This window comes from Draconibacterium mangrovi (genome assembly GCF_010586825.1).
Taxonomy (GTDB): Bacteria; Bacteroidota; Bacteroidia; order Bacteroidales; family Prolixibacteraceae; genus Draconibacterium; species Draconibacterium mangrovi.
Genome location: NZ_JAAAGB010000001.1, coordinates 1,058,704 through 1,074,451, shown reverse-complemented (window position 1 = coordinate 1,074,451; position 15,748 = coordinate 1,058,704). Strand labels below are relative to the sequence as shown.

General features: G+C 42.0%; 14 protein-coding genes and 1 tRNA gene. 7 read left to right on the top strand and 8 right to left on the bottom strand.

Translation table 11 applies throughout. The features are described from left to right. Positions 1 to 77: 77 nt before the first annotated feature. The 4 genes from G4420_RS04380 (at position 78) to pyrF (ending at position 5,024) form a co-directional block, all read left to right on the top strand. Positions 78 to 1,742 carry an AMP-binding protein gene (locus G4420_RS04380; protein ID WP_163322340.1) on the top strand — a complete coding sequence of 555 codons (1,665 nt, stop codon included), beginning with the start codon at positions 78 to 80 and terminating at the stop codon, positions 1,740 to 1,742. Positions 1,743 to 1,871: 129 nt separating this feature from the next. Then, positions 1,872 to 3,041 (top strand): AIR synthase related protein, encoded by a 1,170-nt coding sequence (locus G4420_RS04375; RefSeq protein ID WP_163322339.1) that lies wholly within the window; start codon positions 1,872 to 1,874, stop codon positions 3,039 to 3,041. An 8-nt stretch (positions 3,042 to 3,049) separates the two neighbouring features. Next, entirely contained in the window at positions 3,050 to 4,135 is a 1,086-nt protein-coding gene (gene prfA / locus G4420_RS04370) for a peptide chain release factor 1 (RefSeq protein ID WP_163322338.1), read from the top strand. A gap of 10 nt (positions 4,136 to 4,145) precedes the next feature. Then, complete coding sequence (gene pyrF, locus G4420_RS04365; RefSeq protein WP_246241539.1) at positions 4,146 to 5,024, top strand: orotidine-5'-phosphate decarboxylase; 879 nt, start codon at positions 4,146 to 4,148, stop codon at positions 5,022 to 5,024. Between the two features lie 77 nt (positions 5,025 to 5,101). Here pyrF and G4420_RS04360 read toward each other — a convergent pair whose 3' ends face one another. The 8 genes from G4420_RS04360 to G4420_RS04325 form a co-directional block, all read right to left on the bottom strand. Beyond that, a complete protein-coding gene (locus G4420_RS04360) occupies positions 5,102 to 6,577 on the bottom strand; it encodes a Gfo/Idh/MocA family protein (protein ID WP_163322337.1) in 1,476 nt (491 codons plus the stop codon). 167 nt (positions 6,578 to 6,744) lie between these two features. After that, the gene (locus G4420_RS04355) at positions 6,745 to 7,398 is read right to left on the bottom strand and encodes a fasciclin domain-containing protein (protein ID WP_163322336.1); all 654 of its coding nucleotides are present in this window, start codon (positions 7,396 to 7,398) and stop codon (positions 6,745 to 6,747) included. A gap of 260 nt (positions 7,399 to 7,658) precedes the next feature. Continuing rightward, the gene (gene clpX, locus G4420_RS04350) at positions 7,659 to 8,891 is read right to left on the bottom strand and encodes an ATP-dependent Clp protease ATP-binding subunit ClpX (protein ID WP_317165261.1); all 1,233 of its coding nucleotides are present in this window, start codon (positions 8,889 to 8,891) and stop codon (positions 7,659 to 7,661) included. Then, positions 8,891 to 9,565, bottom strand: a complete 675-nt coding sequence (gene clpP, locus G4420_RS04345; protein ID WP_163322335.1) for an ATP-dependent Clp endopeptidase proteolytic subunit ClpP — start codon at positions 9,563 to 9,565, stop codon at positions 8,891 to 8,893. The genes clpX and clpP overlap by 1 nt, the downstream gene beginning before the upstream one ends. Positions 9,566 to 9,682: 117 nt before the next feature. Then, entirely contained in the window at positions 9,683 to 11,044 is a 1,362-nt protein-coding gene (gene tig, locus G4420_RS04340) for a trigger factor (protein ID WP_163322334.1), read from the bottom strand. Between the two features lie 80 nt (positions 11,045 to 11,124). Continuing rightward, positions 11,125 to 11,205 (bottom strand) — tRNA-Leu (locus G4420_RS04335). Positions 11,206 to 11,314: 109 nt separating this feature from the next. Beyond that, a complete protein-coding gene (locus G4420_RS04330; RefSeq protein ID WP_246241537.1) occupies positions 11,315 to 12,256 on the bottom strand; it encodes a LysR substrate-binding domain-containing protein in 942 nt (313 codons plus the stop codon). A 116-nt stretch (positions 12,257 to 12,372) separates the two neighbouring features. Continuing rightward, entirely contained in the window at positions 12,373 to 12,888 is a 516-nt protein-coding gene (locus G4420_RS04325; protein WP_163322333.1) for a TrmH family RNA methyltransferase, read from the bottom strand. An 87-nt stretch (positions 12,889 to 12,975) separates the two neighbouring features. On the opposite strand from G4420_RS04325, the gene G4420_RS04320 reads away from it, so the two are divergent. The 3 genes from G4420_RS04320 (at position 12,976) to G4420_RS04310 (ending at position 15,743) form a co-directional block, all read left to right on the top strand. Next, a complete protein-coding gene (locus G4420_RS04320; protein ID WP_163322332.1) occupies positions 12,976 to 13,770 on the top strand; it encodes a hypothetical protein in 795 nt (264 codons plus the stop codon). A gap of 83 nt (positions 13,771 to 13,853) precedes the next feature. Continuing rightward, positions 13,854 to 15,074: a glycoside hydrolase family protein gene (locus G4420_RS04315; RefSeq protein WP_163322331.1), complete on the top strand. Its 1,221-nt coding sequence runs from the start codon at positions 13,854 to 13,856 to the stop codon at positions 15,072 to 15,074. A gap of 84 nt (positions 15,075 to 15,158) precedes the next feature. Continuing rightward, the gene (locus G4420_RS04310; protein WP_163322330.1) at positions 15,159 to 15,743 is read left to right on the top strand and encodes a PepSY-associated TM helix domain-containing protein; all 585 of its coding nucleotides are present in this window, start codon (positions 15,159 to 15,161) and stop codon (positions 15,741 to 15,743) included. The last annotated feature ends 5 nt before the right edge of the window (positions 15,744 to 15,748 follow it).

Sequence of the window (15,748 nt, the reverse complement as noted above, 5' to 3'; positions counted from 1 at the left end):
TTGAAGAATGGTTTTTTTGCTATTTTTGCCGCGTTTATTCGAGCAGACAGACTTGCTTTTAGAGGGACAGATAAAATATGATTGACAAAACAAGATTGACTTTGCCGGCATTGTTTTATAACTCGGTAGAGAAATTTGCAAATAATACCTCGGTAAAATTTGTCGGTGAGGAGGATTTCACCTACAGGCAAATGGGAGAGGATGTGGAACTTTTGGCCGAACTGCTGGTCGAGCTGGGCATTGGAAAAGGAGATAAAGTTGCCATATTAAGCGCTAACATGCCCAATTGGGGGAAAGCCTTTTTTGCTGTTTCGGTAATTGGAGCGGTTGCTGTTCCTATTTTACCCGATTTTCATTCGAACGAGATTGAAACTATTATAGAGCATTCAGAATCGAAATTACTTTTTGTTTCCGAAGGTTTATATAAATCCGTGAGTCCGGGGGTCGCAGCAATTGTTGAACACATGATTCTGGTGGATAGTTTTGCTGTTATTCCAAAAGAAACTCCTGCCAGTCATTTAAAGAAATTAACTTCTTCGGTGCCACAAACAACCCGGAAATTTTTGCCGGTAAATGTGGAGGAAGAAGAACTGGCATCGATAATTTATACATCAGGTACCACCGGAAATTCAAAAGGTGTGATGTTAACGCACAAAAACCTGGCGTGGACAGCACAGCAAAGCCGCACACTGCAGGAAATTAATCCTGATGATCGGTTTATTTCGATCCTGCCGTTGTCGCATACACTCGAAAATACAGTTGGATTTTTGTTGCCAATGATGTACGGTGCATCAGTGCATTATCTGCGTAAACCGCCGGTAGCTTCCGTATTAATGCCCGCATTGCAGCAGGTAAAACCTACAATAATGTTGTTGGTACCACTGATAATCGAAAAAGTTTACAAGGCAAAAATTCAACCTGCTTTCGAAAAAAGCGGAACGATGCGTTTTTTAACTTCGTTTGCACCAACACGCAAATTGTTGCACAAGGTTGCAGCAAAAAAATTGCATAAATCATTTGGGGGAGAATTGCGCTTTTTCGGAATAGGAGGAGCTAAACTCGACCAAACAGTTGAACGCTTCCTGTTTGAGGGAGGATTTCCGTACGCCATTGGTTACGGTTTAACGGAAACGGCGCCACTTTTGGCCGGAGCAGTTGGCAAAAACCGCAAAGTGGGGTCAACCGGAATTGCCATGAAAGGTGTATCGTTGCGAATTGCCAATCCCGATCCGGCAACCGGCGAGGGCGAAATTCAGGCCTTAGGCGAAAATGTGATGAAAGGTTACTACAAAGCACCGGACATTACAAAAGACGTGTTTACCGAAGATGGATGGTTCCGCACCGGCGACCGTGGAATGTTCGATAAGAACAATTTGCTGCACATCAAAGGCCGCATTAAAACAATGATTGTTGGAGCCAGCGGTGAAAATATTTACCCGGAGGAAATAGAATCGGTGATCAACAAAATGCGTTTTGTATTGGAATCGCTGGTAGTGGAGAAAAAAGGGAAACTGGTTGCCATGATCCATTTGAATACCGAGGAAATTGAAGAACATTTTAAGCAGTTGAAAGAGGAGGCCCAGAATTATATTTCGGAGCGATCGGATGAAATTCTTGAGGAAATCATGAAAAAAGTGAACCAGGAAGTTAATAAGTTCTCGAGGATCAATAAGGTGGTGTTGCAGCCTAGTCCTTTTGAACGTACGCCGACAAGAAAGATTAAGCGCTTTTTATACGCTTAGCAATCACGATATTTTAACAAAAAGGAGAGACTTATGAAGTCTTTCCTTTTTTTGTTTGCCTGTATAGGAATAATTCAGGACAATCTATTAGAATTTGTTACTTTTGTAGCCACAAAAATCTCTTAGTAAATGGTAACGGAATCAAGATATAGTGCGAGGGGTGTTTCGGCCTCGAAAGAAGATGTGCATGAAGCGATTAAGAATGTAGACAAAGGACTTTTTCCAAAGGCATTCTGTAAGATCGTTCCGGATATTTTAGGGGGTGACGACGAATGGTGCAATATTATGCACGCCGATGGTGCAGGAACAAAGTCGGCTCTGGCTTACCTGTACTGGAAAGAGACCGGAGATATTTCGGTGTGGAAAGGAATTGCCCAGGATGCACTTATCATGAATGTTGACGACCTGCTTTGTGTGGGTGCCACCGATAATATTTTGGTGTCGTCGACCATTGGCCGCAACAAAAACAATATTCCGGGCGAGGTAATCGCTGCCATTATTAACGGTACTGAAGAGTTGCTTGCCAACCTTCGCGAAATGGGTGTTAGCATCTATTCAACCGGTGGCGAAACTGCCGATGTTGGCGACCTGGTTCGTACCATTATTGTTGATTCAACTGTTACCTGCCGCATGAAAAAAGCCGACGTAGTTTCGGCCGATAAAATTGCTTCCGGCAATGTAATTGTTGGTTTGTCTTCTTCAGGAACAGCGACATACGAAACAGAATACAACGGCGGAATGGGAAGCAACGGACTGACTTCGGCCCGTCACGATGTTTTTGCCAATTACCTGGCTGATAAATACCCTGAAAGTTTTGACCCTGCAGTGCCTGCAGAATTGGTTTATTCAGGTGGAAAGAAATTAACCGATGCAGTTGAAGGTTTGGATATTGATGCCGGGAAACTGGTGCTTTCACCAACACGTACTTATGCCCCGGTAATCAAAAAAGTACTGGATAAGTACCGTACGCAAATATCAGGAATGATTCATTGTTCGGGTGGAGCGCAAACTAAAGTGCTGCACTTTGTCGACAATGTGCATGTGATAAAAGACAATATGTTTCCGGTGCCTCCGCTGTTCAAACTGATTCAGGAGCAATCGGGAACCGACTGGAAAGAAATGTACAAGGTGTTCAACATGGGGCACCGTTACGAAATATACTGCAGTGCCGATGTGGCCGATGAGATTATTGAAATCTCAAAATCGTTTAACATCGATGCACAAATTATTGGAAAAGTTGAACCTTTCGACGGTAAGAAATTGACAATTAAGTCGGAGAAAGGCGAGTTTATTTATTAAAGAAAGCCATGGCAGAATACGCATTATTAGAAAAATTTGAATCGATAAAGCACCGCTTCGAGGAAGTAGAGCAGCAGATTACCGATCCTGAGGTGATTGCTGATATGCAGCGTTACGTAAAGCTGAACCAGGAATATAAACACCTGCAAAAGTTAGTTGCAAAATTTCAGGAGTATAAGAACATGGTCGATAATATATTGACCGGAAAGGAAATGCTGGCCGAAGAAACCGATGAAGAAATGCGCGAAATGGCGCGTGAGGAAATCGAGGACTCGGAAAAGCGCATCCCGGGCATTGAAAAGGAAGTTAAGTTATTACTTGTTCCTGCTGATCCGGAAGATGCCAAAAATGCAATTCTTGAAATACGTGCAGGAACCGGTGGTGACGAGGCGAGTATCTTTGCCGGCGACCTCTTCCGCATGTACACGAAATTTTGCGAGCAAAAAGGCTGGCGAATGGAAGTTACCAATGCCAACGAAGGTACAGCAGGTGGTTTTAAAGAAATTGTGGCTAACATTACCGGCGAAGGTGTTTATGGCATTATGAAATACGAATCGGGAGTACACCGTGTGCAGCGTGTACCACAAACCGAAACACAGGGACGTGTGCATACTTCGGCAGCAACTGTAGCTGTTTTACCGGAAGCCGATGAGTTTGATGTGGAGTTAAGAACCGAAGATATCCGTCGTGATGAATATTGTTCGTCGGGTCCGGGCGGGCAGTCGGTGAACACCACGTACTCGGCAATTCGTTTAACACATATTCCAACCGGAATTGTGGTGACTTGTCAGGATCAGAAATCGAAGTTGAAAAACCTCGACAAAGCAATGGCGGAATTGCGTACGCGTTTGTACAACATGGAGTACCAGAAATACATCGACGAGATTTCATCGAAACGTAAGACGATGGTATCGACCGGAGACCGTTCAGCAAAAATCCGCACGTATAACTGGCCGCAAGGACGTGTAACCGATCACCGAATTAACCTTACTTTGTACAACCTGCAGGCCATTATTGGCGGCGAAATCGATGAGATCATCGACAAACTGATGATTGAAGAAAACGCCGCAAAACTAAAAGAAGCAGAAATTTAAAAACAATAAAATGGGAGTCTTCGGACTTCGGTCTTCCGGCTTCCGACTTTTTATCATGAATCAACAGCAGCTATTTGAGCAGATCCAAAAAAAGCGCAGTTTCCTTTGCGTTGGTTTGGATACCGATATTCAAAAAATCCCCCAACACCTGAAAGACACATCAGATCCGATCTTTTCATTCAATAAAGAAATTATTGATGCCACTGCCGAGTTTTCGGTGGCGTACAAACCCAACCTGGCATTTTACGAAAGTTTGGGATCGAAAGGAATGGAAAGCCTGGAAAAAACGGTGATGTATGTAAAATCGAAATACCCTGAAATTTTTGTGATTGCCGATGCCAAACGTGGCGATATTGGTAACACATCGAATTTATATGCAAGGGCATTTTTCGATCATCAGGATTTTGATGCGGTAACAGTTGCTCCGTATATGGGAGAAGATTCAGTGAAACCGTTTATGACTTACCTCGACAAATGGGTAATTCTTTTGGCACTGACATCGAACAAAGGAGCTTACGATTTCCAGTTTATAGAGGACAAAGAAACCGGCGACAAACTGTTTGAAACTGTTTTAAAAACTTCGCAAAACTGGGGAACCACAGAAAATCTGATGTATGTGGTTGGCGCTACAAAAGCCGAGAAACTAAAAGAAATTCGCACGATCGTTCCTGATCACTTTTTGTTGGTGCCCGGCGTTGGCGCGCAGGGAGGCAGTTTACAGGAGGTGGCTAAAAACGGAATGAACAGCAAATGTGGTTTGTTGGTGAACTCATCGCGTGGAATCATTTATGCATCGTCGGAAGCTGATTTTGCAGAGAAAGCCGGTGCTGCTGCCGAAGAAGTTCAGAAAGAAATGGAAGTATTGCTGCAGGAAGCCGGATTGATTTAGATTGTAAAAAAATGCAAACATAAAAAAGGGATGTCGTTTATACGGCATTCCTTTTTATTTAATTCGAAATTATTATTCTAAATCTGCTCCCAACCTCTTCGGTAAGTGTGTCTGATCCACTCTTCAGCCATTTTTAATGCAGGTAGTGTTTCGTATTGTTTATCAAATGTTGGGTCTCCGTTTATTACCTCAAAATTGTCTTTTTTCAATACGCGGATGGTATCTGAAGGGCTGATATTGGTAAAACGCATATTTGGCCCGTCCCACTCCAGTTTGCGCTGAAGACTTTGTAAACGAACGGCCAGCACGCCCATAACAACCATTTCGTTCAGTGGTCCGGCGTAAGAAAAGTTCGACGAAGCTTCAACTCTTGCCTCTTTACTTTCTTTACAGGCCCGTATCCAATCTTGTTCGTGGCCACCTTCCATCGCATTCGAAATACGTCGGATAGTTTTTTCAGGTTCCTGGAAATGCGCCATCTCCGAAGTTGGCAATAAAGTAGGATTTGCAGCGTAAGTACCACACATAATTTTTCCCCGGGTACCGTAAAAGATACAACCGCCACCATCATCGCCCATTTGTTCTCCGTCTTTTAGTTCATCGGGGCGGGGAGGCATAAAGCCACCGTCGTACCAATGAACGGTAACTTCGGGCATGGCTACTTTTGGCAGGTTGTCGCGACGATCGAATTCGTAACGAACAAACTCTGCATTTGGTGCGGAGTCGTTGTTAAAAGGCGTTGAACTGCCTTCAACCGTTTTCGGATATTGTAAATTCAGTGCTTTAAAAACAGGATCAAGAATATGACATCCCATGTCGCCAAGTGCGCCGGTTCCAAAATCCCACCAGCCGCGCCAGTTCCATGGGTGGTAAATGGGGTTGTATTCGGTAAATTTTGCCGGTCCGATAAACAAATCCCAATCGAGTGTTTTTGGTACGCGTTTTCCTTTTTCGGGGCGTGTTAATCCTTGTGGCCATATCGGGCGGTTCGTCCAGGTGTCGACATGAGTAACTTCGCCAATTGTACCGGCCCAAATCCATTCACAAATTTGTCGGATTCCGTCAGCAGAGTTTCCCTGGTTGCCCATTTGTGTGGCAACTCCGTAACGGGCTGCTGTTTCAGTCATAATCCGCGATTCGTAAACCGAATGCGTTAATGGCTTCTGCAGAAAAACGTGTTTGCCTTCGCGCATGGCCATCAATGCCGGCAGGGCGTGTGTATGATCCGGAGTAGCAATCATCACGGCATCAATATCTTTTTGCTCTTCCAGCATCACCCTGAAATCTTTGTACTGTTTGGCCCGGTACCAGCGTTCAAAAGCATTCCGGCCAGCGTATTCCCAATCCACATCGCATAAAGCAACGATGTTTTCGGTCTCCATAAATTTCAGGTTGGTAAAACCTTTTCCGCCAACACCAATTCCGGCAATGTTGAGTTTGTCGCTAGGAGCTTTATGCCCTAAACCCGCGATAACATTCGAGGGAAGAATAGTGGCAGCAGCAATACTCGTTGCTGTTGTGCCTATAAATTTTCTGCGTGATAAATTGCTCATTTTCTTGTTTTCGAAAAAATACCCGGAAAAATAGAAAAAATCTTAGGCTTTACCTACTGTTTAAGGTTTTTGAAGAAAGATTAACACTAATTTGCTGTCAACAAAAAAAGAAGCGACTTATAAAAGCCGCTTCTTTTCTTTTTCATGGCGTAAATATTTATTTTCTATCACAACTCAATTGGCAGAATCACTGCATCAATAACATGGATGATTCCGTTTGATGCTGAAATGTTAACGAATGGAGGAACCAGGTTAGCGGTGTTTCCAATTGCCCAAATTTTCAGGTTTTTGTCAACATTAAAGCTGGTGCCTTCCAGTAAGGTCTCAATCATTTTTGGATTGTTTTTCGGAACTACGCTGTTTGCAGCTCTTCTTCCATCGGTAACATGGTAAAGCAGTACATTTAGCACAACTTCGGCCGGAATATCAGTAATGCCATTTACTTCGGCTCCTAAAAGACTTTCCAAATCTTCACTGTCGTATAATGCCTGGAAAGCATCGTTTGTTGGTGCAAATACGGTGTACTGGTCAGTACCATTTAAAAACATATCTACCAATTCGGTGCCTAATTCTCCGTCAACGTAAAAGAGGGCTCCAACCAGTTCTGAGAAACCTGCATCAATCGCAATTGCTGCAATGGAAGTTTCACCAGGAGGAAGCGATTTTCCTGCTTTTAGCATTGAATCATCACTGAGTTCATTTTGAGGGATGTAATCATCGTTTTCTTTTTCGCAACTAACAAATGCCATACTAACAATTATTGCTGCGGCGATAGCCAAACTTCTTAAGTTCAACATGTTTTTCAAATTTACTGTTTTCATTGTTGTAGATTTTAATGAGTTTTAAAAAGTATTTATCTGAAAAACAGTAATTCATCAAATAATGTTTAAGAAAAAGTGAAAATAAATAAACAAAAAAAGAGAATATAGAGTATGTATATGTCTAAAATGCCTAGTTGTATAGAGATTTAGATAAAATGTTAATAAAAGTTAAATGTAAAATTTGATTTGATATTCGAATCAACACCAATAAAAAAGCCGAACTGAAAAGTCCGGCTTTTAGTACTATATCTTATCAGCTATTAGCTTGCTTTTAATCGTCGGATACCCGATTTGTCGATCTGATTTTCGGCGTATTCTTTGGTGATGCGTAACTCAGAAATTTCATCTGAAGGCGCATCAAACATGGCGTCGTTCATAATGTTTTCACAAATCGAACGCAAACCACGTGCACCCAGTTTAAACTCAATTGCTTTGTCAACAATGTATTCCAAGGCCTCTTCATCAAATTTCAGCTCTATTTCATCCAGTTTAAACAGCTTTGTGTATTGTTTGATAACCGAATTTTTGGGCTCAGTTAAAATGCTGCGCAGTGTCTCCTTGTCTAACGGATTCAGGTAGGTAAGCACAGGCAAACGACCGATGATTTCCGGAATCAGCCCGAATGATTTTAAATCCTGTGGCGAAACATACTGAAGCAGGTTTTCGCGCTCGATGCGGTCGGCATCTTTTGCAGCGCTGTAACCAATCACTTTTGTATTTAGTCGGTTAGCAATTTTGCGCTCAATACCATCAAACGCACCACCACAAACAAACAATATGTTTTTAGTATCGACAGGAATCAGCTTTTGCTCCGGGTGTTTACGCCCACCTTGTGGCGGAACATTTACAATGGAACCTTCCAGCAGTTTTAACAAACCTTGCTGAACTCCTTCGCCTGAAACATCACGCGTTATCGATGGATTATCGCTTTTACGTGCTATTTTATCAATTTCGTCAACGAAAACAATTCCTCGTTCGGCAGCTTCCACATTGTAATCGGCAGCCTGAAGTAATCGTGTTAACAAACTTTCAATGTCTTCACCAACATAACCGGCTTCGGTAAGTACGGTTGCATCAACAATAGTAAACGGAACATGTAACATTTTTGCAATTGTGCGCGCTAAAAGCGTTTTCCCGGTTCCGGTTTCGCCAACCATGATGATGTTCGACTTTTCAATCTCAGTTTCATCATCATCAACTTTCTGTGTCAGTCGTTTATAATGATTGTATACCGAAACCGAAAGCACACGTTTGGCGCGGTCTTGCCCGATAACGTATTGATCAAGAAAGTCCTTGATCTCTTTAGGCTTCAGAAGTTTGATATCATCCAAATCGAAAGAATTTGAAGTCTTCACCTCTTCCTGGATAATCGAATGAGCCTGCTCGGCACAACGGTCGCAAATGTGTCCGTCAATCCCTGCAATCAGAAGATTTACTTCTTTCTTTTCCCGTCCGCAAAACGAACACTTGTCCATCTTTTCTTTATTTGACATTATTTGTTATTTCTAACTAAAATTTCATCGATCATGCCATAATCTACTGCTTCCTGTGCGGTCATCCAGTAGTCACGGTCTGAGTCTTTTTCAATTTGTTCTAATGTTTGTCCTGAGTGATTGGCAATAATGGTGTACAATTCTTTTTTGATCTTCATGATCTCGCGGGCTGTGATCTCAATATCAGAAGCCTGCCCCTGAGCACCGCCCATTGGTTGGTGGATCATTATTCGTGAATGTGTTAATGCCGAACGTTTTCCTTTTTGTCCGGCTGTCATCAACACGGCAGCCATCGATGCAGCCATACCTGTACAAATGGTAGCTACATCGGCCGAAATGTATTGCATGGTGTCGTAAATACCTAAACCGGCATAAACAGAGCCTCCGGGCGAGTTGAAATAGATCTGAATGTCTTTCGACGGATCGGTTGACTCGAGGAACAGCAATTGTGCCTGAATAATGTTAGCTACAGTATCGTCGATTGGCACACCAAGGAAAATAATACGGTCCATCATCAAACGCGAAAACACATCCATTGACGCGATGTTTAACTGACGCTCTTCGATAATTGTTGGCGAAATATAATTGCTGTATGCCGATGTATACCTGTCCATTGTTAAGCTGCTGATGCCAGCATGCTTAGTTGCGTATTTTCTAAATTCGTTGTTGTCCATTTTTTATAAGTGCTTGTAAAAAAATAACTTTGTAAATACGTTTGTCACGATTCACAAAGTTATAAAAAAGATTCATGCTGATGCACTCAGCAAAATATTTTCAGATGATTGCAGCGCCTATTGAGCGGCTTGCATCATTTCGTTGAATTTTTCCTGCGATACTTCTTCTTCCTGAATAGTAACTTTTTCTTTCACCACTTCTATCACTTTGTCTTCCAACAATCGTTTGTAGATGCGTTCTCTTTCTTCAGGTTTATCAAGCATCATTTTAGCAAACGATTCCAGCTGATCTTCAGGCACATCGTGGATTCCGTACTGCTGGTATTGTGCCAGTGCCATTTTCTTGGCAAAGTCTTCAGCCTCTTCAGCTTCAATCTTCAGTTCGTTTTCTTTTGCGATGGCGTCTTTAATCAATTGCCATTTCAAATCAAGAATAAATGCAGGGAATTCGGTTTCGATTTGCTCCTGTGTTAATTCTTTGTTTACAGCCACTAACCAACGCTTCAAAAACTCCTCCGGCATTTCCAGCTCAGTTTTTTCAACCAGCGCGTCGCGGGTGTCTAATGTAAATTTATGATCAGATGAGAATACCAGGTTTTTGGCCAGGTCTTCTTTGATTTTTGCTTTGAAATCGTCAAGCGTTTTGATCTCTGTTTCTTCTCCGTATAGTTTTTTGAACAACTCTTCGTTCAATTCAGCTTTTTCGAACTGAAGAATTTCAGTAACGGTGTATCTGAAATCGCTTTCCAAGGTGTCGGCTTCTTCATGCTTAATGTTTAGCATGTGCGCAACTTCGTGGTTATTTTCGAAAGCTTTTACCGGGTTGAAAACGATGATGTCGTCTTTTTTGCAACCGATAAATGCATTTTTAATTTCTTCGTCTTTGATTTTGTCAACCGCTAAAAGTACACCTTCAGGAGCAATTCCGCCTTCCACTTCGTTGCCTTCAGCATCAAGCTGAACAAAATTACCACGAACTGTGCTGTCTTCTTTTGCTTCTTCGGCTGGAACATTTTCTCCCAGTTGAGAAGCTGCCATGTCAACTTGCTGCTGAACCATGTCTTCAGAAACGGCAATATTGTAGTAAGTGTATTTGTTGCGTTTGTCGAGCGAAACTTTTACTTCAGGAGCTAAAGCTACATCGAAAGCGAACTCAAACGACTCGTCATTTTCCCAGTCGATTGGTTTTTGTTTTTCGTCGTTTGGCATTGGTTCGCCCAATACAGGAAGTTTTTCATCAATCATGTATTTCGACAGGTTTTGAGAGATCAGTTTATTTATCTCTTCAACCAAAACAGCGGTTCCGAATCTTTTTTTGATAAGGCCTGCCGGAACTTTACCGGGGCGGAATCCTGGAATTGAAGCTTTTTGACGATAGTCTTTTAAAACATCGGCAACTTGTTTTTCATAGTCAGTTTTCTCGATGGTAAGATTGATTACCGCATTAACCTGGTCGATGTTTTCTATATTAATATTCATGATGATAAATTTATTTATACCCCTAAAATGCAAAAAACGCCAACCCTTTTTAAAAATTAGGGTCGGCGGTTTTTTTTGAGTGCGGATGAAGGGACTCGAACCCCCACACCATAGGTACTAGATCCTAAGTCTAGCGCGTCTACCAATTCCGCCACATCCGCGAATTGCGGCGCAAAGATATATAAAAATTTTATTTTGCAATAAATTCCGAAAGAAAAATTCGGAAGTAAGTTTTATTTAACAATCAATACTACTGTTTTCAACATGTAATTAGCGCCATTCTACGATTGTTCCACGGTTTTCGTCTTGTAACTCTTGCGGAACCGAATCTTTAATTTCACGCCAAAGCAGGTTAATCAACTTGTGTTTTGCATAGTGCCGCGAGTACACCAGGCTAACTTCACGCAGTGGTTTTATGCTGGTGAAGTTCTCCACGTTGTAAGCTCTTTTTTGCGACATTGTGGCTTTAGCCAACTCCGGAATAAGTGTTATTCCTCCTTCGCGGTCAACAATATTCATCAATGTTTCCAACGATCCGGCCTCAAAATGAAATGGCAACTGGCTATCGGTAGTTCCCATATACGAACACAGATTGATCACCTGGTCGCGGAAACAGTGCCCGTCGCTCAACAACCAAATTTCGGGTGTTGCAATATCCTCAACCGTAATTTCTTTTTGCTTGTGCAATTTGTGTCCGCTGTTGGCATAAATAAGCATTTCCTCGTAAAATAAAGGCTTTTCAAGTATCTTTTCTTCATGTAGAGGAGTTACCAGAATACCAACATCGATAAGGTCTTTATGCAAAAGATTGATAATATTTTCAGTAGTTGCTTCCACAACTTTAATGAAAATATTTGGATATTTCTTTTTGTAATTTCCAACAAAAATTGGTAGTAAGTAGGGGGCCAGCGTTGGTATAATACCAATGCGCAACATTCCTGAAACCTGGTTTTTGTGGTCTTTTACAATGTTATTTATTTCTTCGGCTTGTTTTAAAACCACCCTCGCCTGTTCAATAATACGAACACCAACGTCGGTTGGGATAAGTGGTTGTTTACTTCTGTCGAAAATAATGATTTCGAGGTCTTCTTCCAGCTTTTTAATTTGCATGGAAAGTGTTGGCTGAGTAATAAAACAAGACTCGGCAGCTTTGCCAAAATGACGATGGGTGTCAACGGCAGTTATGTACTCTAATTGGGTTAGGGTAATCATGGCGTAAGTCGATTTTTGATTTAAAGATAGAAAAAATCTATAATTATGAGCATGAAGTTAAAGTTATTTCAATTTTGTAAAATGATAACGAATTAACCGGCAATGAGACCGCTAATTTAAACACAGGTTTGCTGGCGGTACCACTCGAATGCCGCAACCGACAATGCATTGGAAATATTTAACGATTTGCAGCCTCCGGGCATGGGAATATAAACACTTTTATTGGCCATTTTGATAATGTTTTCCGGTAGCCCGTGCGATTCGCTACCGGCAAGCAGTATGGTTTTTTGTGGCAATTTTTCGCGGTAAATATTTGTGGCTCCTTCGCAGGTTTCTAAAATGGTAAGCTGATAACCGGCATTCAATAGTTCAATAAAATCGTTTTCCGAAATAAAACGCCACTTCATCTGATCGTACGAAAAACCGGCAGTCTTTTTAATTTTCGATTCACGATGATTTTCCGATTCACGCACAAACAAAACCTCTGCAGCGCCGAGGTTATGAGCCAGCCGAATGATCTTGCCGATATTCTCAGAATTCGACAAGTGCCAGGCAGCGATAATTATGGCACTGGTTTCAGGGAATTTCTCTTCGTCCTTTGAATTAAAAAACTCTACGGAATTGGTGTTCATGATAATAAACCGGCTTTTCTTCGTTACTATTTAAAATACTACTTTTGTACAAAAGGTGAGTTGCCAAAAATAAACAATTAAAAACGAATGAAGATTTCTGCTCAATACCTGGTGCTTTTAGTGCTAATAATTTTTGTTTCATGTGGACCCTCGGATGAAGATAAGGCGCGTGTAAAGATCGATCTGGCTAAAAATCTGCTGGTGAAAAACGACACTGCTGCTGCTATTGGTCAGTTAGACAGTATTTCAATTTTATACCCCGAAGCGGTGTATTCGGCAAATGCAGCTAAAAACCTTTTGCAGGAAGTTCGTTTCCAGGTTATGCAGCGAAAAGAGGCCGAGCTTGATACGGTTGAAGTACAGGTGGCAGAGTTGGAGAAATCGTTTGTAAAAGAAAAAACAGAATTCGATCGTTACGCACAATACATTCACAAACGCCAGACCTTTAAACGGGCGTGGGACCGCTCATATATTCAGGTACATTTGGATGAACGAGGCGAATTGTATTTAAGCAGTAATTATCATGGCGAAAACTGGCTTAATCATACCGGGCTGCGGGTGTATGATAGTGGTGACGATGCCAAGACCGAGGAAATTCCGGTTGGTTCGGTTGATAACCACCGCAGCGATTTTATGGAAGCCAAATGGGAAAAAGTATCGTACCGAAACGGAAAAGACAACGGTGTGATCGAGTTTATTGCCAACAATGTTGACCGGAACCTGAAAGCTGTTTTCCTGGGTAAGGAATACTATTATATTATTCTGGAAACCTACGACAAAGAAGCTGTTCGCGATGCACTGGCTTTATCGAAAGCCATAAAAAAACGCAATAAACTGGAGCAGGAGATAAAAGCGCTGGGGCAGAAGATTAATATTCAATAGCTTCACAGGAATAATTGTAAGTGTTTATATGAGTTTTTTGTATAAACCATGCACGTTATTTTTCAACCAATAAATCGAATAAAATGCAAAAGAACGTATTGCACACTTTTATCGGGTTTATTTTTCTCCTTGCCATTTCAGGATGTAACAATAAAAGTTCTGAAAAATTAAGTATTGAGGCATTGCCGATTGATGCTGTGGTTAATGGAAATATTCTTACCGGGCCTTCAGTGCTTAACGATCCCGATCGTTTTGTTTGGGGTGGTAGCGTATTAAAAGGCGACGACGGTAAATACCACATGATTTACAATGTTTTTGAATGTGGCGACTCATTGCCGGCATTTACCGATGGTTGGGTGCTGCATTCGAAGCTGGCTTATGCCGTTTCGGATTATCCCGACCGTGATTTTAAGTTTAAAAAGATAGTATTGCGCGGGCAGGCGCTCAATGGCGACAGCACAGCCTGGGACGCTCAAATGGTGTCGAATCCGCACCTCAAAAAATTCAAAGGGAAATATTACCTCTATTATATTGGCTCGAAAGATCCGGGGGTGCAGCCCGTAGGTTCTCCCGGCGAAAAGCTGAGTAAACGCAACCGTGTTCAGCAAAACCAAAAAATTTCAGTTATTGAATTTGATAGTTTCGAGGATCTGGTGGAAGGTAATTTTATCCGCCCCGACGAGCCATTGTTGGCGCCCCGAACCCGGGTAAAACCGGATAATATTGTTAATCCGTCGCCGGAAGGAACGCAGCCAAAACCCGACAATATTATTGTGGTGAATCCGGCAGTAACTTACCGCCCGGCTGATGGAAAATACTTGCTGTACTTTAAAGGAAACCTTTACGATCCGAACTGGCGCGGCGTGCATGGTGTGGCACTTTCCGACTCTCCAACAGGGCCGTTTACGCCACTTGATGACATTATTTTTGATTTCAGAACTGAGGATGGGAAAATCGCATCGGCCGAAGACCCGTATGTTTGGTACCACAAAACGCAGCAGAAATTTTATGCAGTTTTTAAGGATTTTTCGGGCAAAATAACAGGAGGCGATCCGGGTTTGGCAATTCTTGAGTCAATCGACGGAATAAAATGGACAAAACCTGCCGATCCGTTTTTTATGAAAAAGCAAGTGGTGTTGCAATCGGGCGACACCATAAAGGTCGATCGTTTGGAGCGTCCACAAATGTTAATTGACGAAGAAGGAAATCCACAGGTTCTTTACGCAGCTTGTTCCATCATCAATATCAACCCGACAAAGAAAGGTGAGTCGTTTAATGTGCAAATTCCGCTTCAGGTAAAATAAGGGGAAATTCTGTTATTTTTGGCTCCAAAATTATAGCCGGAAAACCAAAAAGAGTTACGGCCAACTAACCATTTGTTTATTCGTATGAGCCAAAATCCCAGCAGAGCAAAACAAGCAAAACTGATTCGGAATTTCAGAAAGATACACCGGATTACAGGCCTTGTATTATTTGTATTTATCTTATTCGTTGCCATTTCCGGAATTTTATTGACGTGGAAAAAGAACAGTGGTGGTCTTATTCTGCCCAAATCGCAAAAGGGAACTTCAACCGAGTTGAGCGAATGGCTGCCCCTGGAACGATTGCAAAGTATTGCGCTTCAGGTTTACCGTGATTCTATTTCTGCTGAAACCGTACCCGAACTGGATAAAATTGATGTTCGGCAAAAGAAGGGGATGGTAAAATTTGTGTTTAACGAAGGCTACTGGGGTATTCAGTTAGACGGTGCAACGGGAGACGTTTTACAAATTGAACGCCGCTGGTCGGATTTAATCGAAAATATACACGATGGTTCGGTGCTCGATCACTGGTTTCGCACCGATGGCGGGCTGAAACTTTTTTATTCCAGCATCACTGGTTTGGCGTTATTGTTGTTTAGTGTAACCGGATTTTGGTTGTGGTACGGACCAAAACGTATACGCAGAAGAAAGCAACTCGACAGTCAAAAATAATTGGG